Origin of the sequence: Aureliella helgolandensis (genome assembly GCF_007752135.1) — a bacterium.
GTDB classification, from domain to species: domain Bacteria; phylum Planctomycetota; class Planctomycetia; order Pirellulales; family Pirellulaceae; genus Aureliella; species Aureliella helgolandensis.
Map to the genome: position 1 here is coordinate 4,073,132 of NZ_CP036298.1, position 26,817 is coordinate 4,099,948.

The 26,817-nt window shown below is 55.3% G+C and carries 17 protein-coding genes; 6 read left to right on the forward strand and 11 right to left on the reverse strand.

Annotated elements, in window-relative coordinates:
- Positions 1 to 60: 60 nt before the first annotated feature.
- The 6 genes from Q31a_RS14545 to Q31a_RS14570 form a co-directional block, all read right to left on the reverse strand.
- Positions 61 to 2,523, reverse strand: coding sequence for a CehA/McbA family metallohydrolase (locus tag Q31a_RS14545; RefSeq protein WP_197356827.1), 2,463 nt, complete (start codon positions 2,521 to 2,523; stop codon positions 61 to 63).
- Between the two features lie 232 nt (positions 2,524 to 2,755).
- Entirely contained in the window at positions 2,756 to 4,144 is a 1,389-nt protein-coding gene (locus Q31a_RS14550) for a DUF1501 domain-containing protein (protein ID WP_145079087.1), read from the reverse strand.
- A gap of 149 nt (positions 4,145 to 4,293) precedes the next feature.
- Positions 4,294 to 7,170, reverse strand: coding sequence for a PSD1 and planctomycete cytochrome C domain-containing protein (locus Q31a_RS14555; RefSeq protein WP_145079091.1), 2,877 nt, complete (start codon positions 7,168 to 7,170; stop codon positions 4,294 to 4,296).
- A 60-nt stretch (positions 7,171 to 7,230) separates the two neighbouring features.
- A complete protein-coding gene (locus Q31a_RS14560; RefSeq protein ID WP_145079094.1) occupies positions 7,231 to 8,904 on the reverse strand; it encodes a LamG-like jellyroll fold domain-containing protein in 1,674 nt (557 codons plus the stop codon).
- On the reverse strand, positions 8,901 to 9,446 hold the full coding sequence (locus tag Q31a_RS14565; RefSeq protein ID WP_145079098.1) for a sigma-70 family RNA polymerase sigma factor: 546 nt from the start codon (positions 9,444 to 9,446) through the stop codon (positions 8,901 to 8,903). Before Q31a_RS14565 ends, Q31a_RS14560 begins: the two co-directional genes overlap by 4 nt.
- A 292-nt stretch (positions 9,447 to 9,738) precedes the next feature.
- Entirely contained in the window at positions 9,739 to 10,632 is an 894-nt protein-coding gene (locus Q31a_RS14570; RefSeq protein WP_145079102.1) for a universal stress protein, read from the reverse strand.
- 354 nt (positions 10,633 to 10,986) lie between these two features.
- Between Q31a_RS14570 and Q31a_RS14575 the strand changes: the two genes are divergently transcribed.
- Positions 10,987 to 12,012 carry a DUF1593 domain-containing protein gene (locus Q31a_RS14575; protein WP_145079105.1) on the forward strand — a complete coding sequence of 342 codons (1,026 nt, stop codon included), beginning with the start codon at positions 10,987 to 10,989 and terminating at the stop codon, positions 12,010 to 12,012.
- A 224-nt stretch (positions 12,013 to 12,236) separates the two neighbouring features.
- On the opposite strand, the gene Q31a_RS14580 is transcribed toward Q31a_RS14575, so the two are convergent.
- The 3 genes from Q31a_RS14580 to Q31a_RS14590 all read right to left on the reverse strand — a co-directional run bounded on the left by Q31a_RS14580 (position 12,237) and on the right by Q31a_RS14590 (position 16,708).
- On the reverse strand, positions 12,237 to 13,703 hold the full coding sequence (locus Q31a_RS14580; RefSeq protein WP_145079108.1) for an ISNCY family transposase: 1,467 nt from the start codon (positions 13,701 to 13,703) through the stop codon (positions 12,237 to 12,239).
- Between the two features lie 265 nt (positions 13,704 to 13,968).
- Positions 13,969 to 14,832, reverse strand: coding sequence for an MIP/aquaporin family protein (locus Q31a_RS14585; protein ID WP_197356828.1), 864 nt, complete (start codon positions 14,830 to 14,832; stop codon positions 13,969 to 13,971).
- A gap of 85 nt (positions 14,833 to 14,917) precedes the next feature.
- Positions 14,918 to 16,708, reverse strand: a complete 1,791-nt coding sequence (locus tag Q31a_RS14590) for an alanine/glycine:cation symporter family protein (protein ID WP_231691204.1) — start codon at positions 16,706 to 16,708, stop codon at positions 14,918 to 14,920.
- A gap of 503 nt (positions 16,709 to 17,211) precedes the next feature.
- Here Q31a_RS14590 and Q31a_RS14595 point away from each other — a divergent pair.
- The 3 genes from Q31a_RS14595 to Q31a_RS14605 all read left to right on the forward strand — a co-directional run bounded on the left by Q31a_RS14595 (position 17,212) and on the right by Q31a_RS14605 (position 20,333).
- Positions 17,212 to 18,231, forward strand: coding sequence for a sugar phosphate isomerase/epimerase family protein (locus tag Q31a_RS14595; RefSeq protein WP_145079114.1), 1,020 nt, complete (start codon positions 17,212 to 17,214; stop codon positions 18,229 to 18,231).
- A gap of 106 nt (positions 18,232 to 18,337) precedes the next feature.
- Positions 18,338 to 19,141: a pyrroline-5-carboxylate reductase gene (proC, locus tag Q31a_RS14600; RefSeq protein ID WP_231691205.1), complete on the forward strand. Its 804-nt coding sequence runs from the start codon at positions 18,338 to 18,340 to the stop codon at positions 19,139 to 19,141.
- A 136-nt stretch (positions 19,142 to 19,277) separates the two neighbouring features.
- Positions 19,278 to 20,333 (forward strand): alkaline phosphatase D family protein, encoded by a 1,056-nt coding sequence (locus tag Q31a_RS14605; protein WP_145079117.1) that lies wholly within the window; start codon positions 19,278 to 19,280, stop codon positions 20,331 to 20,333.
- A gap of 244 nt (positions 20,334 to 20,577) precedes the next feature.
- Here the strand turns inward: Q31a_RS14605 and Q31a_RS14610 are convergent, their stop codons facing one another.
- Entirely contained in the window at positions 20,578 to 22,017 is a 1,440-nt protein-coding gene (locus Q31a_RS14610) for a hypothetical protein (RefSeq protein WP_145079120.1), read from the reverse strand.
- A 141-nt stretch (positions 22,018 to 22,158) separates the two neighbouring features.
- Between Q31a_RS14610 and Q31a_RS14615 the strand changes: the two genes are divergently transcribed.
- Positions 22,159 to 22,569 (forward strand): hypothetical protein, encoded by a 411-nt coding sequence (locus tag Q31a_RS14615; RefSeq protein WP_145079124.1) that lies wholly within the window; start codon positions 22,159 to 22,161, stop codon positions 22,567 to 22,569.
- 3 nt (positions 22,570 to 22,572) lie between these two features.
- On the opposite strand, the gene Q31a_RS14620 is transcribed toward Q31a_RS14615, so the two are convergent.
- Positions 22,573 to 25,041 carry a DUF11 domain-containing protein gene (locus Q31a_RS14620; protein ID WP_145079127.1) on the reverse strand — a complete coding sequence of 823 codons (2,469 nt, stop codon included), beginning with the start codon at positions 25,039 to 25,041 and terminating at the stop codon, positions 22,573 to 22,575.
- Positions 25,042 to 25,758: 717 nt separating this feature from the next.
- Here Q31a_RS14620 and Q31a_RS14625 point away from each other — a divergent pair.
- A complete protein-coding gene (locus Q31a_RS14625; RefSeq protein ID WP_231691206.1) occupies positions 25,759 to 26,250 on the forward strand; it encodes a thioredoxin family protein in 492 nt (163 codons plus the stop codon).
- Positions 26,251 to 26,817: the final 567 nt, after the last annotated feature.

The window sequence follows — 26,817 nt, forward strand, 5'->3', positions numbered from 1 at the left end:
GTGGTTGGGGTAGCATGAAGGCGGTGCCAATATAGCAAGTTGGCAGATCGCTTGCTCGACCTAGTCGACAATCGCCTTGGCGGCAATTTCCGTATAGACCTTGCGAGCTTGATCGTATGCCGCTTTAGCCGATTCTATCTCTTCTTGACGAATTCGTTGACTCTTTTGGCTCCAGCAGACTTCTACCGCATCACGGCACCACTCAGCGCTCCGTCGACTCGCGTGTATGGGCTGATTGTCAACGATCACAAAGATGGGGTTGCTGTGCATTGAAGGCAGTATTCGAAGGGCGACCCAGGACGAATGTGGTATCTCGATATCAAACGTCAGCGATTGGGGAGTTCCGTCCGCTACGATTTGCTGCTCTGCAACGGCCTGTCCGTTGACGATCACCTCGACGGGAACCTGTCGAGTTTCTCCGACCCGGGCACGTTCGAGGTGCCAGTAAGGTTTTTCGTCCAATCGTCGAGCAGCGATCTCGCGTCCGAAAGCATCTCTTTGCTCTGGTAGATAGGCTGCGACGGTGCATTCCACGCGTTGTATTCCGCCTGCGGCAAGATCTATCTGACTTGCTATCGCCTCGGTTGCAGGAACTCCCTCAGGCTTACTCCCCAAGGCTCGGTCCGCAATCGAAAAGCTCAGCAAATGGCTTGCGCCATCTCCCACGTAGCTACGTCCATCCTTCAGCCCTTGCACCCAATCTTGGTACTTGAGTTCGTTGGCCGACTTCAAACCAGGTACTTGGACATAACTGCGTCCCAGGCCGACCCGTTCCCCGTAGATGCAGGGGAAGTCCGTTTCGCCGCTGATTCTGGACCGAAAACCACAATTGAGGGTGTGGTACCAAATGTTCATCTCCCAGATGACTGGGGTGTCCACGGCACTAATGAAATCGCAGACGTTCTGTGTCGCGGCCACGATGAATTCATTGGCGCCGATCCCATCGAAGGGCGGCAGTGCATAGTCTGGTAAACGATCTGCAGCGCGGCTCCCCTCGGTGCTTGCCGCTCCGCCCCATTGATTGGGCAATCCCCCACGCTGTCCATTGGATAGGTAGTCGGGAAGGGCCAGGCCCCAACCGCTGTGGCTATAACCCACCACGCCACCTTGCTCCTTGCCCCATTTCAAAACAGGTAGAGTCCAGCTGGGCCACTCTTCGATGGTCTCTGTTCCGGGATAGTCGTCTTCGCTGAGGTTCAATAGGCACAGATGTCCCGCATGCGAAGAGGGAAAACCACTCACCTCAACGTCGTACCGCATCAAATTGCCAGGCTGCGACATTTCCGAAACCTTGCCATCGAAGTACTGCTTCTGAAAATACCAACAGGGGCCCCAACTCAAGACGCACCCGACGTTTAAGTCCTCTCCAATTAAATGACGCACCATGTCGCGCGGGGTTACACCCTCAGTCGGATTCTCATAGTGCGCGCAACCGGCCGCGTGGACGTGATGGTCCCCAGAGAACCATCCCTGCTTGGCCATATGGATCCAACGTTGCAGCCGGACCTCGAGGCCTTGGGTGGAACTCTCTTGATCGACGACTAAGGAAATGGGAGTCGCAAGGTATTCGGGGCCACGATAGGCGGTGATGTCGTAGGTCCCCGGGGCCAACTGGAGTGTTTCACCATCGCTTCGGTAGACCTGTTCATGGAAGAAGAAATCAGGAGCGAGTCGCCGCGACGGGTTCGGGTAGACGCGTCCCCTACGGTCCTTGATCAGCAAGCTACAAGTGGTGGGCTGGCCATCTTCATCCCGAATGGTTAACGGTATTTGAAGCGAAGGCCGACAGGCGAAAAGGATCGGCAATTCGCTGCGGAAACCCAGGTCTTGTGTTCCCTGACCGACGTGCATCGCCAAGGTGGCTTCACGCTGCCCTGCGTCGCGGCTGTAGAGTTGCAATATGCGGTATTCAACTGGCAATCCCGACAGATTGGGACTCAGCGGTTGAGCCGTCACCGCGGCGATGTCCAGCCAGCGGCGGTTCGCGGTGGCTGGGGGGATTTTCATTTCGGGTTTGGAGGCTGAGGTGCTGCGACGCACCATCGGCAGAGCTTGCTCACTTGAGCAATCCAGCGGGGCAGTAACCCCTGCTTCGTTCACGACCTTGACAAGGAAGTTCGTCCACCCCAACTGGTCCAATTGGGCTGCCGCTGGTCCCCGCGCCACTTTGACCCGACTTTCCGGATTAATGTGAACCACCAACAAGCATTGTTGATCGAGAAGCTTTTGGATTTCGTTCACGACGTGCGCATCGTCGGTTGATTCCGAGAGCTGCTGGAGCAATTCCGTCGCGCTGCTCGGTAGTGGGCTACCCGCTAGCTGGAGTGCTTGCACCACACGCTGCACACCAGCCTCCAAGGGCTGGCGTTCAACTGGGATGGTTGGTTGCAATTGCTGCGCATGTACCGCAGGGGAAAGCACGGCTCCTATCGCCAAAATTCCAATCCAACTCAGTGCGTTGTTGAATGACGGCAGCCGTACCTTGCCAGGAAATTTGTACGATTGAAGAAAAAGCATATGCATCGCTCTGCAGTAAAGGAGACCGTCTTCGCCCAGTCGCCCCAACACTTTGTGCAGATTCTTTAGGCGACACAACCATCAACAGGACGCAGGTTATGATATCACGTCCTCGTTCCCGTTGCAGCGAGCTGACTTCCCAAAATTGGCTGGCGGCAAAACAGTTGAATCGATGCCGCCGAACCAAGCGAGAAACTACCCGTCACCTCGGCATCATGACCGCCCACCTAATCCAGTGCTATGCGATCAATTCTGGAATCAATTTGCCCCCAAACTGACTCAGCTGTTTATAGCGACCGGCATGCAGATACGTCAGTTTGTTGTCGTCTAACCCAAGTAAGTGGAGCAAGGTGACGTGAAAGTCGCGAATGGGGTGAACGCATTCGACGGCTGAACTCCCCAATTCGTCCGTCGCACCAACGATACCTGGCTTGACACCCCCTCCGGCCATGAGCATTGTCATGGCTTGGTTGTTATGCCCCCGACCGAGCGAATACACGCCACCACGCTTATTGTTGTCTGGGGTGCGACCGAATTCACCCGTCCAAATAACGAGGGTGTCTTCTAGCATGCCACGTTGTTTTAGATCCCGGATGAGAGCCGCCATCGGCTTGTCGACACTCTTGATACGCGATGCATGCCCTCGCTCCAGGTAGTCATGGCTATCCCATCCGCCACTGAAGATCTGCACGAAGCGCACGCCACTCTCTACCAACCTGCGAGCCATTAAACACTGGGTACCGAAGGTCTCCGTTTCCGGAGCATCTAACCCATACATGCTGATGGTCTCCTGCGTCTCCTGGCTCAGGTCCACGACACCAGGAACCTCGGTCTGCATTTTGAACGCGAGCTCGTAGCTCTCCATGCGCGCACTCAACTTCTGATCCTGGACACCCAATTTGTCCAAATGCTGCTGGTTCAATTTGGCGAGTTCATCGAGTGCCTGACGCTGGTGCTCTCGTGATTTGAATCCCTGTGGGGCGAGGTCGAGAATTGGGGAACCGGTCGGTCGCAGTCGCGTTCCCTGATAGTAGGGAGGTAGAAAGCCATTGCTCCAGTTGGTTGGCCCCCCTTGGGGCAGAGCGAGTTCGGTCATCACCACATAGCCTGGAAGATTTTGATTCTCAGTTCCCAGACCGTAAGTCGTCCAAGCACCCAGTGCTGGATCGCTGCCCAAGCGACTTCCCGTGTTCATGTGGAATAAAGCCTCCGGGTGATTCAAAGACTCTGCTTGACAACCTCGGTAGTTGCACAATTCATCGGCAATGTAGGGATCGGCTAGATGCCGCCATTGATCGCACATGTCAATTCCGTTGTTACCGACTTTCCGGAATCCAAACGGACTTCCCACAAAGAACTTGAAACCGGTTTCTTGGCCTGCCTGCAATTTCGATTCGGTCTTGTGGAGTCGAGTCAGTTCGGTTTTGGGATCGAAGGTGTCCATATGCCCCGGCCCACCCTCCATGAACAACATAATGACGTTCTTTGCTTTGGCCGGAAGCATGGGCGCTTTGGGAGCAAGCGGGCCGCTAGCAGCACGTTTCTCTGCTGCCAACATGTCTGAAAGGGCAACACTACCAAGAGTTGCACCTAAACCATAGAGAAAAGATCGGCGGAGTGCGTTCATCGTCTAGTCACTTTGTATAAGAGCGGGATGTTTTGCGTTACTATTCACCGCGAGGAGGTTGCGGCGGTGCCGTGTGCCACTGGCGGCCTGGCATGTGCGTCGGTTGGTTGCGAGGAATTGAAACGCCTCGCTGGGCAAACGTCGTTGCGCTACTCGACATACATGAATTCATTGGTGTTCCACAACAATAGGCACATGTCCGCCAATGCTCGAGTCTCGGCTGAAACCTCTCCTGCTTTCGTATCCGCTTGATAGTTCTCGAATGCAGGCAGGATTTCGTCGTACTCAAACACTTCGCCTGAAAACTCCTCGACTAGCGAACGTCTAATCTTCGCTGAGTACTTAACCTGAGCAGGATGAACATTAGCATGATAATCTTGCATGTCTCGGACGTAGCGGAGCATTTGCTGTTGTTCGGCTTGAGTCGCCGTGCGCCCCAGTGCCAATTCAAAGGCACGTTGCACCTGGGCTGGCAACTCGTCGTGCTCCGTCTGCAATCGCAAGGCAAATGCAATAGATCGGTCTGTGATCATGTCGCTGTTCAGGAGCGTGAAGACCTGAGGGGTTACCGATGCCGACTCACGCAATTCACAGGACTCATTGGGATTCGGTTGGTTGAACAGTTCGGTAAACGGATCGGCTTGGCCGCGGACATGATAGGCGTAGATCGTGCGGCGATTGCGCTGTTCGGCAGTGACCGATGGCTGATAGGCCGGAGCCAGTGAGAACTGAATCATGCGTGGCTGCAAGGCGACTTCCATGTTGATTTCCGGCATTACCGGCAAGCCGCCTTGTGTGTGCTGCAATTCGCCAGTGATTTGCAAAATGGAATCGCGAATTTCTTCTGCACTCATGCGACGACGCGGAAAGAAGGACAAGAGACGATTGTCGGGATCACTTTCAGCAATTTGAGACGCATCGGGTGGCAATGCACTGCGTTGATAGGCGGCGGACAGCATAATCCTGCGATGCATGCGTTTGATCGTCCAGCCGTTCTCTACAAAGTCCGCAGCAAGGAAGTTCAATAACTCTGGGTGCGAAGGCTTCGCTCCCTTGACCCCAAAGTTGTTAGAGTTCAAGGCAATGCCGGTTCCAAAGTGATATTGCCAGATCCGATTGACGATGGAACGCGTGGTCAACATGTTGTCCGGATCCGCGATCCACTTTGCCAGCCCCAAACGGCGTCCGTTCACGGCATCGGTCAGCCGATAGGGATCGTCCGTGGGCGAATCGGCGGCTATCGAAACAACACTTAGTACTCCCGGAAATACTTGATCCCCCAAGGCGGTCAACGCACCTCCCACCAGGATATGGTTGGTCACCAGGTTCTCGTCTTGATCGGCCTTGGAAGGGCTTATTCGCAACTTGCGAGCACCGTTCCAAGCGAGTTTCGAAGCGGAGGAGTTGTAGACGCTTTGGACCATCGGTTCAAAACGCTCAAGCCGACGAGTCCAGATCCACTCATCCTGCTCGCGAACCTTCAATTGCCCCTGTTCGGCGATTGTCAGTCCCACGTGCCGTGCTGGTTTTTCTTCATCCGAGAGCCCCTTTCGTGCGTTTTCATCTTTGTAGGGCAAATCGTGCTCTGCAAACCACTGACGGGCGGCGGCTTCTCGCTTCTCGACCAACGCATTCTTCTCCGACACGGCAAAATCGAGCATGCGTTGGACGTGTGCACGTCCCTCTTCGAACCTTTCCTGACTCTCGCACTCTAGGAAGGGAGCTTTCCGTTCAGCCAACTGGGTTGTTGAAAAGGCCGAATAGATACGGTAGTAGTCGCGGGTTGGGATGGGGTCAAACTTGTGGTCATGGCACTTGCAACACCGCATGGTGGTCGCTAGAAACGTTTGCCCAGTGATATTCACGATATCATCGAGATAGATTTGACGTGCCTCGGCCTCCTCGATCATCGCATTGTCCCACGGTCCCAATCGCAGGAAGCTTGACGCGACGAGCCACTCCGCTTCCTGCTCGTTGTAGTTTCCTTGGAGCTGTGTTCTTCGGACTACTGCTTCGTCCCCGCTGCTTCGCTCACGCACCGACTGATCCGCTAGTTCATCACCGGCCAATTGTTCAATGATGAATTCGTTGTACGGCTTGTCTTGGTTGAAGGCGCGAATGACATAGTCCCGATAACGCCACATATTGGAACGTTCAAAATCGTTCGACATTCCACCGGTATCGGCATAGCGTGTAACGTCCAACCAGTGCCGTCCCCAATGCTCTCCGTAACGTGGACTTTCCAACAACCGGTCAATGAGTTCTACCCAAGCTGCCTGGGGAGCTTGCTGCCAAGCCGTTTCGAACGCGGAAACCTCTTCGGGAGTGGGAAGCAAGCCGGTCAAGTCGAGAGTTGCTCTTCGTACCAATGCTAGCGGTGGGGCTTGCGAACTCGGCTGTAAGTCGTGCTCTGCCAAAGTTTGATTGATAAAGTGGTCGATGGCCTGAGTGGGCGCCACGTTCTTGGGTAGGATTTCCTGGGTCGCTGGTACTGGCAAGAACGCCCACAGATCTTCGGTGGCATAGCGACGATCGCTCCATTGCTGGGACGTGCCGCCGCTCGTCGTTACGATGATTCCTTCGTCGGTGTGCGTTTGTTCCCGCGCTTCTTGGCGGTACCGCTCTTGTTGGCTGGCGTCTGGCCAGGGAGCTCCTGCAGAGATCCATTTCTGGACCGCAGCGATTTGCTCGGCCGTAAGCCGGTCGTTTTCCTTGGGAGGCATCTCGAGAGTGTCCCAGGAAATTGCACCGAGTAAGGTGCCTTCTTCCGGTTTGCCAGGGACCACCGCGGGTTCTTCCGATTCACCACCCTTGAGCAAGGATTCTCTGTCAGTCACCCTGAAATCTCCGCCGATCTCATCGGGATCGCCACCATGGCACCCCAAGCACTTGTCGGTCAAAATGGGCAGGATTTTGAGCGTGAAATCGCGCTCGGCCGCTTCGTCCGCCCAGACGCCGAGGGGCGTTAGTGCTAAGCAACCAATCGCGAACCAGATGGATATTCGTTCGATCGCACGGTGTTGCATGGCGGGCTTCCTAGTGGGGAAATTCATCTATGGAATCAAGGATTGGTGGTTTGTCGGCAGCTAGTTGCCGGAACTACTGTAGGGATGTCCTGCGTGGAACAAGTTTGCAATTTCCTCGCCCGATAAGACACCTTCGAAGATGGCGAATTCATCCAAACTGCCATTCAGATTGCGAACTACAAAATGCGGATCAGTGCGATACATCGGCTCACTCCAATTGCACAGTGAAGCGGGGCCGATCTTAATGGAATCGATGACATGATCGGCGGGGATGGCCTCTTGGCCGATCGATCGACCATTAAGGTAGTGGGTGACCTGGCGTTGATCCACGTCGTAGGTGGTGCACAGCATGATCCACTTTCCGCTGAGCGAAGCATTCCAAAACGGCTCGGAGTAAAAGATGTACTGCTGCGATTCCTGTTGCTCGCCTTTTGATCGAAGGGGGCGCTTGACCGAAAAGAACATCCTGCCATCGTTCATGATCTGCCAATGCGGTTCTTGTTCTTCGTGGCCATCGGTGAGAAACAACGAGTTGTACCACCGGTCGAGACTGTTGATTTTCACCCAACAAAACATCGACAAGCCGCGAAATTCCCCGGGGACGTTGACCCTCACGCGACTGCCGGTAGGACTAAAATCAAGTGCACCCGCAGCACGCCCCCAACGGTCTGCGGTGCGTCGGGTGGCCACAATCGCACCATCGCTGGCCGCCAATGGTCGAGCGGTTGCTGTATTGTCGAGCTGCCGCGACCAGTCCTCCTTTCCAGAGATGCGATAGTGTGCTACCAACCGCGAATCCTGTTGTAATTGCGATTGGGAGTCCATGGCGACTTGGAATTTCGCCGATTGTTGTAGCGCCAACGCCTGCTGGAAGTCCTTCGGGCCAATGAGTTCGGTGGCCGCCGCTGCGGGCTGGTCGAGCACTTGTCCATCCGAGGAAATGCCGACTCGCTCGCCCACGAGCAACTTCTGCATCAATACCCCCTCGCGGCGCAGTTCCACCTCGCCGTCGACTACTTGAACCTGTGAATACTCTGCTCCGCTGTCCACGGTGAACTCGGTTCCTAAGTCTACAACGTCTCCCAGATTGGTCTTGAGAACAAACCCCTGGGCTGGCTCAGGGACGGTGGCTCTGGCTCTGCCTTGAATGAGACTGACTTGCATCGGTGAATCCACCGAGAAAATAGCTTCACCCTCGATCACCATTTGTACGCCGCTGAATAGCTCCAGATGAATCAAGCCCGAACGCAAGTGATGAATTCCCGCCGGGACCAAGCTGCCATCGCTAATTTCAGGGCTCTGCCACTCGGCGTTCGTCTGCCCACTCAATACACCAAATCCGCTGGCCGCCAACTGGTGGGAGGAGGGCAATGGTTGAAGTGCTTGTTGCAATGGGTCTGTCGCACGCCATGGCGTGAAATGGATCAAAGCCATGGAACATGCGGCAATCGTCAACATTGCCAAGAGTGGCTTCACCCACCGTACTCTTGTTGGATTGGTAGCAGAATCGGCTTGCGCCCGGTGCTCTTCGGCCCATTTCACCGGCCACTGTGGTGCTGCTTCCTGGTCGGATAATTCCCGTGCTAACGATGTGTCCAAACGTAGCAGACGGTAATATTCCTGTCGCACTTCCGGATCAACGCTCAGTTCCGCTTCAATACGAAGAAAGTCTGCTTCAGCGATATCGCCCTCCAACAGGCTGTCCAGTAACTGGGACCGTTCTTGTGGGGTCATTCTGATTCTCCAACTCGCAGAATACGGCGGTCAATGCAATCAGCTAAGGATTGCCGCAGACGATGCAACGTGACTTTGAGTCCAGCTACCGATCGGCCAGCTCTCTCTGCGAACTCGGCCAATGTTCCACCGGAGGCATAGCGGTGCAGCAGCAATTCTTGGTGTTTGGCGGAGAGAGATTTCAAGCAAACGCGGAGGGCCTCCTGGTGCGGAAGTTCTTCCTCTTCCAGCTCAGCAATCTCTGCTGCGAGTGTGGCCTCAAGCTCATCGGAAAACTGCAGCCGCGCGTCGCGGGCCTGCTGTTTGCGATAATTGAGGACCTCAAAACGTGCGATCGCGAATGCCCAGGCCCTGAAGTTGGTTCCCAGCTCGAAGTCCTGACGTTTCTCCCAGATTTTCATATTGGCGTGCTGGATTACGTCGCTCACGGCCTGTTCGCCAACCATCAAGGTGCGTACGTACATGCGCAGGCCTGCCTGACAATCGGTCAGCAAGCTCACCAGTGCTAATTCTCTCGAAGGATTATGAGACGATTCATCCATACTAAGTTAATGCCGCAATTCAGACTGAGGTTAACACGGTGCACGAAGATTATTGCTATTTTTGGGAAATAGAGTTCCGCGATCGCTGAACGACGGGATGCATAGCCCCCCCCCCCCGTGGCCAGAAATTCATGCGACAGGCGTCGTCACGAATTAAGACCAGTCGATGCCTGGTTCAACAAATGCCAGAGTGTTGCGGGCAGGTAGCACTCTGTGCCCAGAGCGAGTGTCTCGTCTTCCTGCGGTGCGGTCGGATCGTGAAAAAACGGCCCGTGGTGCTAAAAAGGGGGGGCTAGTGCTTACTCGACGTTTCGCTCCACTCCGTGGGCCTGGCAATCCATATGGAGCATTCTCCGTGGTGGAGAAGATAGCGTGAGTCGCTGCCTAGGAACAACTGAACGACGGCCGACTTTCCAGTCCCTCCAATAAACAGCAGGTCGTTGCGATGCTTCTCTGAGATACTGCGCAGCGCACTGCCGACATGCACGGTCTCCGTCACCGCATGGGTTGAAGGGCATTGGAAGGCAGCCGCTTCCACGAGCTGGTCCAGCAGTTTGCCTTGTTCCGACATGGTCAATTCGTCATAAACTACATCGTCTGGGAGTAGCGTTGGACGTTCTAGCAGCATTCTCACATGGAGTTGCGTTGAATCACCCCAGTTGAACTGGGAAACCTGCCTAAGCGCTTCCTGAGACAGCGGGGATCCGTCGTAGGCGAGCATGACCTTCAACGGGGCAGCTGGATTCTCTTTCAGGGCCTGCGGAGCGTTGCTACGCACAACCAAGACCGAACATTTGGCATGGTTGGCAATAAAGTCTGTGGTGCTGCCCAAAATGGCGCGATGAATAGCCCAGTGACCACGTGCTCCCATGGCAATTAGGTCAACTTGCTGTTCCTGGGCAATCTTGAGAATCAATCGTCTTGGGTGTCCTCTGGCTATTACGAGGTCCACGCGGTCGGTTGCCGAGGCGAGGATCTCACTAAGTTCCGCGAACTGCTCTTCGGCTGCCGCCCTCTCGACTTCCAGCAATTTTGTACCTGCATTGCTCGACAACATCTCAAATTGCGAGGTGGAAAGCGCCGTTACCACGGTAACCAGCGGTTTGACGTCGAAGGGGAGTCGGCCCAAAAGTCGAGCTGTATCGAACGCTTCGGGTGAGCCGTCGGAAGCCAGAAGTACGTGCATCGCGTTTTTCCTTTGCAAACGTCCACCAGTCGAACTTTGAATTGATACGATTCCCGTCTGTCACGGAACACTGCAAACAGATGGAGTCAGGGATGGCATGCAATTCAAGACGCCCTGCGACAGTGTCTAGGATAACAGATGCATCTTAGGTCAGGTGGGAGTCGCGTTCGAGAGAAGGTAGAATGCCTGCTCGTTCCAACTGCGGGCAGATGGGCAGTTTCCCGAGGTCGTCGTCCTATGGACACACCGCAAGCGTGCTGTTGCACCTCGTGAACTTGGCACTAGTGTCTGTCGCATTCAGCCCGAGCTTGTTTCTGCCTTTGGGTATTACATACTATTGCATCCGGATTTATCATGAAATTGTGTTTGTTGCCTGTTCTCATATCGCTGTTACTGCTGGTTGGCCAAGGTACCTGTGAGGAGCGGCCGAGGTTGGCCATTCTCACCGACATTGGCGGTGACCCCGATGATCAACAGTCCTTGGTGCGTTTGCTGTTGTTTTCCAATGAATTCGAGATTGAAGCGTTCGTGGCCAGCGCGTCGGGGACTCCGGGAGAGCTCAAAGAAAAGATCACTCGACCCGATCTTATTTTGGAAACGATTGCAGCCTATGAGCAGGTTCTGCCAGCGCTGCAGCAGCATGCGCGCCGTTGGCCAAACGGTGAAGCACTGCGGGCTGTCGTAAAATCGGGGAACCGCCGTCGCGGCAGGGAGCACATTGGAGAAGGCCATGACACCGACGGTGCTCTGCATCTCGTCCAGTGCATCGATTCCGGCTCGGAGGTTCGCCCATTGAATATTTGCATCTGGGGTGGACAAACCGACTTTGCGCAAGCAATGTCGCACGTCCAACGAACGCGTAGCCAAGAAGAGTATGGGGAGTTCGTTCGGAAGTTTCGCGTCTATGATATCGCCGATCAGGACAAAATTGCCGATTGGATGCGGCAGCAATTTCCGGGAATGACTTACATCCTGTCGAGTGCACCCAAAGGCCGCGATTCTCGAGAAGCGACATTTCGGGGCATGTACCTGACCGGGGACGAAACCCTCACCAGCCTGCAATGGGTCGAAGGGAATATTCGCAACACGGGACCACTAGGGGCTTTGTATCCCACCAAGACGCATACAAACCCCAATCCCAATGGTTGCCTCAAGGAGGGAGATACCCCTTCCTGGTTCTTTTTCTTGCCTCAAGGTGGAAATGACCCCAGGGACCCGAGTGTTGCTGGATGGGGAGGACAATTCGAGCGACAGTCCGACGGTTGGTATCGCGATTTAGCGCGGACCGCTGATTTTGACCCAAGGGTTTCTGTCAGCCGCTGGAGAGAGGAGTTCCAAGCGGAGTTTGCCGAGCGGGCCAGTTGGTGTCGTAGCAAGTAGCGTCCATAGGATGTAACGCCGTAGCTAGTGTCTGTCCGGAAATTGCCTTGCTGGAGGATTTCACGCAGTCAGATGCTATCAGACAATCAGGAAGAGTTGCCTTCGCTTCGCATTCATTGCCGCTAGGTGAAGTCAAATCCAGCCGTTTTGACCGACTTTGCGCCGCTGGCGCGGACCGGTAGCCAGCTGGCTAATTCAAAAGTGACGAACCTCAGTCACATGCCCTAAGCCGCTTTGCGTTTGCTCTGCGCTGCCGATGCATTGGGGCGTTGTTTAGAAAGCAGTAGCTTTCCAAGCGTGTGTATATTGCGACCTAGAATCGCTAATCCCAAATAGCGTTCAAAGCCGAGTTCAGTCCGGTCGCGACAACGCTTCAAACCATTGCCCCGCTGTAACACTCCGATCGCTGCCTCGATGCCTGAGTGGTGTAGTCGGGTTCGGTGAAATTTAGCACTTTCGTTCTTAATCCGCTGTACGTATTCACCAGGAGCCCGCGGTAGTACGCATACATCTTCGATTATCTGCTGCAGGTTTGATTCATTTTCCGCTGAATAGAAACCTCGGTCAAAAGACGCGGTGTGAATCTCGCCTGCGTGCTTCTTCTGAGCCAACTTCGTTTGTTCCACCACGACATCCTGGTCACGCACGTCGCGAGCCATCAAGTGATAGTGACTAATGAAACCAGCACCATCCTCGTAAACCAAAGCCAATCGACCATATTGATTGGGTTGTCCGGCTTTGCCGCGACGGTAAAGCTGCGTGTGTGTTTCGAACAAGCTGAACAGCTTGTCGCAATTGGGGACTGACTCACCCAATAGGACACGCCGACGCGCCGTATCGCAAACCTGCTCGGTCAGTCCTGTCCAATGTTCGATTGTTGTGATTAGCGACAGAGTTACTGTGGACGCACCGAGAGATTTCGCCTCATTAGTCAGTGATTTCGCTCGCTCGAGCAAAAGTGCTACGCGTTGCAGCAGGTCGCGATAACGCGATTCCAAGGCTTCCTTTTTGCGTGAGCTCTTGCTGGCAGCAATCCGTCCTATCTGCTGCTTTAAGCTCTTGATCTTCTTGACTAGATGCCCCACTTGTCTCCATCCTGTGGTCTCAAGCTGTTGCGCCAACTCAACACAGAACGGAATGAACTTGCGAACACCGTCGTAGATCAAACTGCTCTCTGTCGGATAGTGAATGTTAGTTTCAATAACAAATGAATCAGCCCGAACTGTGGAACTGGCATCGGGAGCAATGCTCTGGCCAGCGGTGACGATAGCTTGGTTGATCTTACTAATCGTCTCAGGTTTGAGCAGACAGATGGTATCGCGTATGCGTCTGAAAGTGAAACCGTCGGTGTCTTGCCAGTCGCCGATTCCCATGATTCCGCGGAGACGCCGATGATTCTCGACTTGATCCTGTAGTTTGTCGTAATCAAGATTACATCCAAGTCTGACTGCTGCAAGCACAACAACATGCCAATCGTCTATGCCTGGCCTTCCAACATCCCGTCGAGAGTCTTGGTTTAGATCCGCAGCGACAGCCTGAACGACTTTCGTTCTCAACTTGGCATTGGTATAAAGATATTGAAGCCCGAGCAAGACGGGCACGATTTCATCGCGAGATTCCAAGTTGAGTTCAACTTGTGCGATAGGGCTGCAATCGAAGCGTTGCTGTTTTTGATATGGCTTGCGAACCACGTCTACTCCTCGAAGATTAAGCGTTTGGACCTGTTTTAGTCAACAAATTCAACGCTCGAACTCGCTCGCGGGTTCGTTCTTCGGGGAGCTTTTTTGAAAATTAGCCAATAATTTACAGACGCTTTCAATTTCCGGACGGACACTAGCTAAAAGCGTCCCTGTCGTGTCGCGACGCGACGGCAGCAAACGGAGTGACTCCCATTGCACAGGTCAGCCGCTCGCGTCAGTGTCCAACTCAATCCAACTCAATCCAACTCAATCCAACTCAATCCAACTCGGCGTAGATTGTGCGGAAGACTTTGGCGTAAAGGCCCCCTCCCAGGACGGCGCCGAGCGTGGGAGCGATGATGTATACGGTCAACCAGCCCCAGTCAGTACCCAGCGGCAATGCGATCTGCCCCCAACCAGCGAAGAAGGTAAATAGTCTGGGGCCGAAGTCTCGAGCGGGATTAAAGCAGGCCTGAGTCAACGGAGCGATTACGGATATCAGCAACGCGACCGTCAGGCCGATGAATACGGCCGCTTGATTGGCTGCCGGCGCCCCGCGATTGCGCGCGTCGGTGAAGGCCAAGACCACGAATGCTAGGATCCCCGTGCCAATCACTTCCGCCACAAAGGCTACGTAGTGGGGAACGGTCTTTCTGAGCTCTGCATGGGCTCCGGGATCATAGATGGTGTCACCAGAGGTCAAGCCTCCTGGGTTAGGAAAGAATTCTCCGTAGCAGCTTGCCGTTATCTCACTACCTGGCTGTCCTCGCACGATTCCCTTTTCGGCTTCGTAAATTGTCAGCTTGGGCCCGAAGAAAACGAACAACACCGCCGCGGCAGCGATGGCGCCTAACAATTGGGCAGCAATGTAAGGAGCCACGCGTTTGCGGTCAAAGCCTGCCCAGAAGGCGAGGCAGATGGTAATAGCGGGGTTGATATGAGCCCCACTAATTCCGCCGACGGCGTAGACCGCCAGTGTCACTGCAACGCCCCAGACGATAGCCACCTGCCACAGGCCCGCTTGGGCCGAAAATAGAATTGCAGTGTGGACCGCTCCGCAGCCAAAAAAGATCAAGATAAACGTTCCCAGCAATTCGGCTGCGAAGCACTGTTTAAGCGTTGGCTCTTTGGACTGGCTCACGATGCAAACTCATTGAAAATAGTGCGAAAGGAATACAGAATATCGACCCTGTGCATTACCTCATCGGTAAGGGAGCGGGGCACTGCTATTTCTGTTCGGCTGGCCCGCGTTTCACTCCCGTGGCAATCAGGTAGCGATGCAACTCGCTTCTAACTTTGGGGAACATCAACAGCAAGCCGAGCATGTTGGGGAAGACAAGCGCCAGGATCATCGCGTCCGAGAAACGGATCACCGAATCCAGGGTAGCCCCGGCGCCGACCACAATGAACAGGCAAAAGACGACTTTGTAAGCGATATCGGACTGCAGGCTTCGTCCGAATAGATACTTCCAGGACTGCAATCCGTAATAGGACCACGAAATCATCGTGGAAAACGCAAACAGGATGATGGCGATGGTCAGCACGTAGCGAAATCCAGGTAGCACACTATCAAAGGCAGCGGAGGTTAAATCGACACCACCTAGCGGCGTTCCATTGACCATTACCGCTGCATTGTTGGCTTCGCTGTAAGGGAACAAGCCATTGATGTTGAACAACACGATGACCAGGGCGGTCATGGTGCAGATTACGACGGTGTCGATAAAGGGTTCGAGCAGAGCCACGACACCTTCGGACGCTGGGTAGCGCGTTCTTACCGCAGAGTGAGCGATCGCAGCTGAGCCAGCGCCTGCTTCGTTCGAAAACGCGGCGCGTTGGAAACCAACCACGATCACACCGACAATCCCACCCAAGCCGGCTGAGGGCGAGAAGGCCCCTTCGAAGATTTGTACAAACGCTTCCGGTACCGACTGGATATTGACGATGATGATCACCAGGGCGGCGAGGACGTAGATGATCGCCATCAGCGGCACCACTTTTTCCGTAACTGTGGCAATCCGCTTAATGCCACCGATGATCACGACTCCGACGAGCAGCGCCATTACCACGCCGATTGCGGCACCTGCAGCACCGCCTTCGAGGTGCATCATTGTTTTAATTTGAGCTGCGGCCTGGTTAGCTTGGAACGCATTCCCACCACCGAAGGAAGCACCGATGCATAGGATTGCAAAGACGATTCCTAGGATTCGGCCAAGTGGTCCCAAGCCCATTTCCCCCAGTCCTTTGTGCAAGTAGTACATGGGCCCCCCGTGGACGGTTCCGTCGCGTTCCAGATCGCGGTATTTGACTCCCAAGGTGCACTCGACGAATTTGGTCGACATGCCCAAGAGTCCACAGATAATCATCCAAAAGGTGGCTCCGGGCCCTCCCATAGCGACAGCCACGGCTACCCCGGAAATATTTCCGAGTCCAACCGTACCCGAGACGGCGGTGGCTAGAGCCTGAAAGTGGGAAACTTCGCCCGTCTCGCTCTCATCGCGGATCGTGTCGACAATGTCTCCATCTAGCTCGTTCAAATCGACGTGCTTGACCGGTGTCGTGCCAAGTTTCTCGATCGAGTCAAATTTTCCGCTAACCACTTGAGTGGCGAACGGGAGCAAGCGAATGTTGATAAATCCAAAGGCAAGGGTGAAGAAGAGTGCTCCAGAAACGAGCAAGATGAGGACGAAAGGTACGCGTTTGTATTTGCCTTCTTCATTCGCGGAAAAGGGGAGTGGAATGGACGTTAATACCAGAGACTCCCAACCATCCGCAATCGGCTTGAACTTGGCGTCGATCCATTCATCGACCTCTTGAGGCTTGGGAGTTGCATCCGCTTCGGCTTCCACAGTCGACCCCGCAGTCACTCCGCCGTCCACTTCAGTCGTCGAAGCCGGATCGGGGAGGGTGGTGTCTTGCGCCCGCAGGGGGACGGCCCATAAACTGCCCAAGAGCATGGAGAAAAATAGCAAAATGGCAATTTCTCGGTGCGCTTTGAACCAATTTGAACAACTAATCACTGGGCAGCTTCCTGATAGAAATGAGAATAATGTTGGCATAAAGTGGAGTCTCGCCGCTTAGACTCTGGCTTGGAACTCGGGCATTCAATTGCCTCTCGTGTCGCAGTTACAATGAAAGCATTGTAAGCTAACCGCAGTAAGCTAATCGATTGTGCTCGCCAAGTCGACAGAAAAACAGCACGGTTTCAATCCTCGGTTGAGATTACGGTTGAGTTTGATCGATGGCTTAGCCTTGCTGGCTGCCAAGTGAAACTCGCACTGCAATTCCCGACACGGTTGCCGTCTGTTTCCTCCTCGGCTTAAATCGAACGACAGATGCTGCAGGGGGATTGTTGAAATCAAGCACCAATCCGAGACAGTGTTCAACATGCCTGCCCTGGGTATTTTTTGACCGGTGTGCTCCGTAGACGGACGCGTCGCGTTCCAGTGTCCGTCAGCGATGTAACTCGCAAAGCTTTACCACGCTCCCTAAACCTCCACAGCTCTCAGAGCGGTCCAATCCTATGCAACCTCAATTACCCTCAACCGAACGACGCAACTTCATCACAACTGCCGCCTCAGCGCTGGCGGCAACCACCGTGGCGTTCCATACGTCGCAGGTGCGAGCACAACAGCCGACCCCCACAGCCGTTTCCGGCGATTTGGCTGCCTCGGCCTCTGATTCGAACTCTACAAAGTCGAATCTTCGCTACTGCCTAAACATGAGCACCATCAATAGCTCGAAAGTCCCTTTGCGGGAGCAGCTTCAGATCGCCTCGAACGCCGGCTATGACGCTGTCGAACTCTGGCTGAGAGATATTGAGACGTACACCAAGGGTGGTGGGGCGTTGAATGATCTGCGCAAGGAGCTGGAAGATCTGGGGCTGGGAGTGGATAGCGCTATTGCCTTTGGTGCCTGGATTGTCGACGACGATCAGAAGCGTCGTGCAGGGCTGGAGCAGTCTAAGCGGGATATGGATATTCTGCGTCAGATCGGTGGGCGTCGGATAGCGGCTCCACCGGTTGGCGCGACCAATGAAGCTGGCCTAAATTTGGATCGAGCTGCAGAACGCTACCGCGCCCTGCTTGAGATTGGACGCAGTCAAGAAGTGGTCCCCCAGATCGAACTGTGGGGCTTCTCGAAGAATCTCTCGACTCTCGCAGAGGTGCTGTATGTGGCTGCTGCCGCCAACGATCCCGATGCCTGCCTCCTGTTGGACGTCTATCATCTTTACAAAGGTGGCAACGATTTTAACAATGTGGGGCTCATCCCGGCTCAGAAGATGCATTGTTTGCATATGAACGACTATCCTGCCGAGCCGCAACGCGCAGAGATCTCAGATCAGCATCGTGTCTATCCGGGGGATGGCGTGGCCCCGCTAACGTCGATTCTACAAACGCTCGTTGCTGGCGGATTCGACGGGACGCTAAGTCTGGAATTGTTCAATCGCAGCTACTGGGAGCTAGCTCCCCAGGAGGTTGCGAATACTGGAATTGCCAGAATGAAAGCTGCAGTGGCGTTGGCAGGGATTTCTGAGGCCTAGAGACTTTCGACAGTTACCTCCGCGCGTTTCTAGTTCTAGATTCGTTGCGCTCTCCATAACACCGGTAGGATCAATCGGTGCACTCTTTACAGGATACAGGCAGACAGTGGGACCTAAGGTTGGATTCATCGGTGGCGGACAAATGGCCAAGGCTTTAGCCGGCGGTGCACTGGCCAAAGGGGCCCTGCAAGAGGAATCGCTGGTGTTTGCCGTGCCGTCCGCAAAGGGCCAGGAAGCACTCCGAACGCGTTTTCCCGCAGCTACAGTCGTCGGCTCGGGGGAAGAGCTGATGCCGCTATGCCAGTCGATTGTGCTGGCAGTCAAGCCACATGTTTTGCGATCCTTGTTCGCAAGCTTGAAGCCCCTGGTAAAGCCCGAACAATTGTTTGTGTCGATCGCTTCCGGTATTTCCTTAGCGAATTTGAAAGATGCACTGGGCACCGACCGAGTGATTCGAGTGATGCCGAACACTCCCTCTCTAGTGGGAACTGGCGCGTCGGCCGTGGCCGCGGACTCGGATATCGCGGCGGATGATATCGCCTGGGTCACGACTCTGCTTGAATCGGTGGGGATTGTTGAGCGCATACCCGATAGCCAGATGCATGCGGTGACAGCGGTTTCGGGCTCCGGCCCAGCCTACGTCTACTTGATGATCGAAGCCATGAGCGATGGCGGAGTCGCCCAAGGACTTCCGCGCCAAGTTGCTACACGAATGGCGGCTCAAACACTTCTGGGGGCCGCGCAAATGGTTCTCCAAACCGAACTGCATCCCGGCGTGTTGAAGGATCAGGTGACAAGTCCTGGCGGAACGACGATCGCAGCAATCCGCTCTCTGGAGTCGGCTGGATTTCGGAGCGCGTTGATCGAAGCTGTTGCGGCGGCCGCTCAGCGTAGCCAAGAACTGGCTTAGGACCGTCGGAACTATTATTGGCGGATTGTCGCCGAACCGCTCCAGCGGTTCGTTCGGGAAATCGCCGATCGGCGGAGCGATCTGTCGACGCTTATGGTTCCGACCGTCCCTAGTCTCAACAATCAAGGAGCTCCCTATGATCTATCAGCGGTTGTGTTTTGTTCTACTCGCGGTTCCTCTGGCCGTTATCGCCCCGGCTGTGCGACCACCGGTCAGCCACGGGCAGGACGCGCCGCTTAGGCGGATTCTGTTTGGCTCTTGCATTCAACAAGATGAGCCTACGCCAATTTTCCACACCATGTTGGAGACCGAACCGCAACTCCTGTTGTTGCTGGGAGACAATATCTATGCCGATACTTCAGACAACCAAGTCATGCGCGACAAGTATCAGAGGTTGGCGAAAAATCGAGCCTTTTTAGAATTGCGATCGAGCTGCCCGTTGATGGCAACATGGGACGATCACGATTTTGGTATCAATGACGGCGGTGCGGCTTTTGCATCCCGAGACCAAGCCCAAGTCGCCTTCCTCGATTTCTGGGATACGCCACTTAATTCTCCCAAACGAGCCCAGGCGGGCGTCTACGACTCAAAGATCTTCGGGCCGCCTGGCAAACGAATTCAAGTCATCATGCTTGATACGCGGTACTTTCGATCACCACTGAAGGTCGGGGAACGCCGGGTGGGAGGCCCCTACGAGCCGGATGATGATCGGGAAAAGACGATGCTCGGTGACATGCAATGGCATTGGTTGGAACGGCAATTACGCGAGCCTGCCGAATTGCGCATCATTGCCAGTAGTATTCAGTTTGTAGCAGAGTCTGCTGGGCAGGAAGCCTGGGCCAACCTCCCACACGAACGCCGACGCATGATCGATCTAATACAAAGCACGGGGGCTAAGGGCGTTCTATTTGTGAGTGGCGATCGCCATTGGGCTGAACTCTCGATCGAACGCGAACGGGTACCCTACCCACTGCTAGATGCAACTTCTAGCAGTTTCAACCAAAAGCACCCCAGAGGTACGCCGACGAAGAATCGTTTTCGGGCAGTCGATCAGACCTACCACCATGAGAACTTTGGCATCTTGACCATCGACTGGGACAAGGCCGACCCGCAAATCAAGCTTGAGATACGCAATATCGCGAATGTAGCCCAGATCCAATGGCACATCCGTCTCAGTGAGCTTCAACCGTAGAGCGTTAGCAGGGTGGTAGCAGGGCACTACTAAAGGGCGACGAACTTAATGAAGCTCAGATTGCGTCTCGCTACCACTTGGGCTGACCGCGGACCTGTTGCCACGCCTCCATGGATGTTGGCTGCTTGGCAGCGCTGTAGCGGCGGCAATCGAATGGCTGCAGGGAATCTCGGGAGTTGGATCCTGCGCAAGTGAAACCTGGGCAAATGAATCTCGGGCAAGGCAATTAGAGTGCGGCACTATGCTAGTAGCCGATGCCTGCCCTGAGCATTAAAGTGGAGTTGAGGTCGAGGCTGTCGGCAGGCGAATATTTGTAGATCAATTCGCGATCAAAGACGTAACCAACTTCAAAGAAGCCAGTGCGCCGACCCTCGCGCATTTGGTCGTTGCGGCCCCATTCGAATCCCAGGGCTAGACGAATATCGTTGATGTCGATCGAATCGGTTGCACCGCTAGTTCGCTCCACAGTCCAGGCCCCGCCTCCGTAGTGACCGGCCACATACCACCAGCTATCGACGGTTCCGATAGTTGACAGATAGTGGGCCAATTTGGGTTCAGGAAAAAAGATGTCGAAGCGAGTTTCTGCGTTGGGTTGCCATAGGAGACCGCCCGCCGGTAAGAGCTTCGTCTTGTTGCGGTCGAGATACAAGACGCCCAGTTTCAGGGTCGCTTTGGGGGTGATTCTCAAACGCCCAATCGCCCGGCCTTGGATGCGAAGACTTTCCGAGGTCGCAGTATTGAAGTCGGTAAACATTCCGACTCGGAGTCCCAATTCCGCCCCCACAATTCGTTGTACATCAGATTGCCAGCCCGTATCTAAAAATGCGGAATAGGCCAGTGCTGGCAGATCGGCAGTTGCGGGAGGTTTGGGCCCAGACCATTGGTGCAAGGAAAAACTGGGCATAATATAAAGCGGCTGATTGGAGAACAAAAAGTTGGGCCACAGCATAGCAATGGCCAAATCGGTGTCGTTGATCGACAAGTCGTCCGTACTGTCGCCGCCGCTCAACCATGTGTGCCGGAACCGCGATCCCTGAAACAGGCGTTGGAAATCAGGCGATCCAGTAGGACTTGAAAAGATCGTACCCTGCGGGTTCCAATTCGAGGGAGCTCCACCGATCGTACCTCCGGGCGGCGGTGGGTAGACCCCATAGCCAGGAGTTCCGTAGCCATAGCCACTCGCCGAATTATAAGGCGAACTAGGGAACAAGGCGGATGGTGAGCTATTCGGGTAAACGCCCGGTTGCGAATACGGACTTCCGCCACCGGAAAAACTCCCTATCGTGGCGCTTTGCCCAGTCCCTGGGAATGGAGCCGGTGCACCGTTGTAGCCTGGGTACCCTCCAACGTTGCCCGCGGGTGAGGCCGAGTAGGGATTCGCAGAGTAGCTGGGAGGAAGTTGCGTAGCAGTTGGTGCTACGTTGTAGCTAGGGTTGTAAGATGGAGTGTAGACTTGTGCCGTTGCCGTGGGTGCCGCTGACGCATACGGGTCGAAGGTTGAGCTGCCGAACCCTGTGGACGGATAGACTCCCGCCTGCGTTGCCGGATTGATGGGAACCATTTGAGGCTGCCCACCATTGATAGGCCGCAAACCGGAGGCGGTCTGCGCCAATGTGGAGGGCTCGGCGGCGATTAGCAACCAGCCTGACAAGAGTAGTATTACGATTCGCTGCGTGCTAAGCATCAATCGGCCTAGTGAGTCGAGGGGGCGATCCTTGGCGTGCAATCGCCTCCGATGACAAAAGTTGTTGTGCTTTAGCTAGTAACCGATTTGGAAAGAAGCCGTCAATATCTATTCGAGATTAACTCAAGTTTGGGGCTTTAGATGACGGGTGGGGTTCGGGTGCTGGTTAAGCTAGCACGGATTGCGTGGGCCAGTCCCTATAGCTGTCTAGGTATTTTGATCGGCCTAGCGGGACTTTGCAGCGGAGGAGGGGCGGTGTACCGCGAGGGCGCCCTTGAATTCTACGGGGGCGCAACGCGGTGGTTGGTGAGGCATTTGCCGACCGGCAAACGCACCATGGGGTTTACCTTAGGTCATACGATCCTCGGGCAGAATGCTCACGAGCTCATCGCGGTTGGAAAGCACGAGCGAGTGCATGTGCGGCAATTCGAATTGTGGGGCCCGTTGATGGGCCCCGCCTATCTCTCAGCCTCGGCCTGGCAGTGGCTGAGAGGTAGAGATGCTTATCGGGACAATCCCTTTGAAGTCGAAGCGTATCGCGAAGCGCCTTAGCCGTTAGTTGTTGGTGTCGTCGTACACGAAGGTTCCCTCTTCTTTGACAACGCCCACATTGAGATTTTGGCTGGTGAGCTGGCTGCGTACCACGCGGGTTCCAGCTTGGTTATGTTGCACTTGGAACTGGTAGGTGCGTTGGTCGCCAATGGCCATCTCTGAAATCGGCTCGAATTGGACGACCGATCCGCTCTGCTTGTAGCCGACTTGAGCGATGACATCGACCAACTTAGCACCTTCCGGTAGTTCCACATCGAGTTTCACATTGCGATCCGGCTTGTTGCCCACGTTGACTACGCTCACCGTGTAGGTGGTGCTTGCGCCGACTTCGATTGAGCCATCGTTTTGGCTGATTTTGAATTCCAGCTCTGCCAATCCTTCGACGTTCACTTGACCATTCGCCTCGGCCGACAGGTTCAGGTCGGCGGTGGCCTTGACCGAAAAGGCTTGGGTGCCCAGCTCGACCGGCAGCACCGTGACTTGGAACGGTGCAGGCTGTCCGGCCGGAAGCGATTCCAGCCCAACTCGCAACGTGTGTCGCGCGGGATCGTAGTTAGCTTGGGGGACGTCGGAAGACATGTACTTCAATCCGGCAGGTAGATGGACGACGAAGTTTAAATTGGTCGCCGCTGCAGTGCCGTTGTTAAGAATGGTGAAACGGTAATTGGCGGGGCGTTCCAGGTAGCGAAGCTTAGGCCCTTCGATACTTGCCACCAACTGTGGTGAACGCACGTCGACAGCGATCGATTTTTCCGCCAGGACTCCGTCTCCGGATACTGCGCGGACGGCACACTCGGCGGTACCGGGTTGAACGGCCGTGAAGGCCAGTGTCGTAATGCGGATCGATTGTCCGGGATGCAAGTCTCCCAGGGGGGCTTCAAGTTGCGAAACACCGCTTTCGTGCCGGATCTGCTCTGGAATGTCGGCTTCGAGACGCACGCCGCGAGCGATGCCGGTTCCAACGTTCTTGATATTGACGATCACTTGTTGAAAATCGCCAATCAAGACTTCTGCTTGGCTCTCAAGTGTCAGTTCCAATTTGGGCTTGGTGGCTAGCATTCTCGTGGAGGCTTGGGCTGCGAAGTGAAAAGTCGCAACGCTTCCCAACTCCCCTTCAATCTCGGGAATCAGATCGAGTTGAATGGAGCGTTCGCCACCGGCCGCTAGCTGTCCTAGGTTCCAAGTTAGCACGCCCTCAGCGGTGGGAGTAATTGCGGGCTCCGCGGAGACAAATTTGGTACCGCGTGGGAGCTTGTCGACGATAGTGATGTCGTGAGCGATTGCGTTCCCTGCATTGCGGAGAATGTAAATGATGCTCGCTTTCTTGCCTACTTGAATCTCTTCAGGCGAGCGTTTCTCAAGTTGCAGAACGGGGCTCTGCATCCCATCGAGATGTCGGTTGCCAGGCTGATCGCTTAAGAGGCTCGCGACTTGAGCGGTGAGACGAGTCCCAGTCGTTCCGCTCGTCTCAGGCAGTCGTGTGGGGCTATTGCGGGTTGCATCGGAAACGCCTTCGGGGACTCGGGCTGGTGGCGCGCCGGATAGGCTGCCTGCTGAGTAGGACGGCGTGTTCAGGGAGGTGTTAGGGGCGGCGGGGAATCCGCCGTCCGCACCAAGGCCGCTGTTTGAAGTGCCGCTGAGTAACGCGGGCGGGGGTGCGCTGCGAGTCGGTGTGTTTAGGTCGGTGGGTTGCATTACACCACGCTGGGTGTCGGACATCCGATTGGAAGATGCGCCGTAGTTGCTCGCGCTACGCTGGGGAAGCGAGGGAATGGCATCCGCTGCCGAGCGGGCATCTGACGTTGGCGATGAGTCTTGTTCTGGCTGCGTTGGAGGAGCCGATGAGGTGTTGGTGATGGGGACCAAAACTGGTGACGGCGCTTCGACGGGCGGAGGTAAACTGCCCGCTTTCTCGCCAGCTGGTTCAGAGACCGTTGGTTCCTCAGCTGGTGGGGTCGGGAAGTTGGCGGTTGGAAGCGATGTGGAAGTTCCCAGGGAGCTTGGGGCATTCGCTTGTTGGGCTGGGGCGGTTGGCGTGGACGAAGGCGCGTTGCCTAACCAGGTCGGTAGACTCGCACTTGCAGCAGGCATCGTGGACGGGGGGGCGGGAGAGGACGGCAGGGAGCTTGGTAACTCTTCCGCGGCAGATGCTAAAACGACCGATGAAGAGGGAAGTGCATCGGGTGGCATTCGCAACGGATTGTCCGAGTCGTCGTCGCTCTCGGCCGCGTGCTCCGGAAGGCCCTCGTTGTTGGCGCGCACGATGGGCTTGCTGAGACTCGCGTAGGAGCCGTTCAACCCAGGTGCGCTCGCATTGATCGCAATCGGTTGGGCTGGCTTCGGCGCTAAGGCGATCGGCTCGGTGACTTCGTGTTCGCGCTGCCGAGAATCGTGTTGAGCCATCACAATGGCACATGCACCAAGCACGATGATTCCGCCGATGGTCGCTAGGCGAGTACTAGTTTTCTTCATAGTTGGCGACGTCCATGTCGACAGGGGTGTGTCAAAAAAGTCGCATTACGCGGGAGTGCCGTTGGGGAGGCAAATGCAGGCTATCCAAGCTGCTATCTTGCTTGGTAGCAAATCCTTCAACTGGGCGGTAGGGCAAAACTGGCTTGTTGGACGAATCGTGCCAGTTCGCCGCTAAATGCTAGCAACTTCAGCTCCCCTCGGCTAGCGGCTTGACTTCGCAAGACTTCCTCGCTGGATTGGCAACACGTCTTCGGCTGAGGACACGCTCGATGCGGCTACTATTTAGGCAGTTGGGGGAACTGCAAGACGGAATGCGCTGATAGCTGGCAGCCTTGATGCTCGTCCTAAAGATTTGAAAGTGTATGCGGCGTTTGAGGAGCAGATAGTGTCCAAGGAAAGCCCATTGGTTTGGAGATGGAATGATCGGAATCGGGACGCGGCCGGGGAGTTCTATTCCCGCTGTGGCTTGAGCAATGTATCGCCCCAACGATGGCGAAACGCCCTTAAACGCACTTGAGACCGAGGGCACCGACATCGGATTTTGTGGATAGATTGCTCTGCAATTGCCTTGAGGGATCGAGCCGGACCGTGCCGGATTGTTTAGACTGAACAAGATAAGCCAGAGCTTGCTCGGTCGATTGGACGATCTTGAATTGGTGGGACGGCTCCTCCCCCTAAACGGCTCACTCAAAACGATTCCTCAAGGACCTCATTCCCATGCCAAGCCAAAGTCTATCGCGACTGACCACGATTATCTGCGTGATTGGTGTCTTCTTTATTGCTCGTTCAATGCTTTCGCCTCCCGGGACGCCTGGTGCGGCTGATCTACCCCGTTCCGTCGAGCAAATCCCGCAGGGGGGCGCTGAGAATCCGCTCACGCAAGCCGAGCTCGAGAATCGAGTCGTGGATGCCACTGATGACAATTTCAGGCAGTTGCTATCGCAGGCGAGTGGCCCGGTCCTGATCGATTTCCATGCCGATTGGTGCGGTCCCTGTCGCATTCAAGGCGGCATTCTTGAGGAAGTCGCTTCTACTCTGAAGGCAGGAAAAATCTTGAAGGTCGACGTGGACGCCAATCCGCAGTTGGCGGGGGTGTTCAAGGTTTCCTCCATTCCGATGCTAGTTTTGTATCGCGATGGAGAGTTTGTGAAGTCCATCGTTGGCGTCGCATCCAAGGACGAAGTTCAAACGATGCTCGCTGTACAATAAAGGTATCGTAGCAACAGGCCCCGTAAGCCTACAGGCCGAGCATCGCGATCAGTCCCCAGGCATTTCCTCTGCGGATGATCGCCCCCCAAGCGGCATGCGAATTTCTGATTGTTGTGCTCACACTCTGCCACCTCACGCACCCCCTGCCGAATACGTGCCTTGGAGTGAGGGCCCATTGCCCCAAGGCCCCTGCCTGCCAACAACCTTCCAGGGGACAGTCCCCGTGTACTCATCTCCCCGTGTACTCATCGCGCGCCCCGCTGTCAGCATCCTATTGCCGTGGTCTGCCCCCACGGGCCTCCAACTGGTGGACTCACGGGGTCTGTCCGCAGGACTCACGAGGGCTGTCCCCAATAGTGCCATGTAGTGGAATCCGGGGACTGACCCCACGAAGGACACGCACACCGCTGCAGTTCGGACGCAGGGGTGTGTCCCCAAGCATTCTTGCAGGCATTGCACGGGGTCTGTCCCCATGAAGCACGGGCAATTGGTTCGCGGGGTCTGTCCCCATTGTGATTCGTCGGTTCGCGGGGTCTGTCCCCATTGTGATTCCCTCCGGGGTGGGGA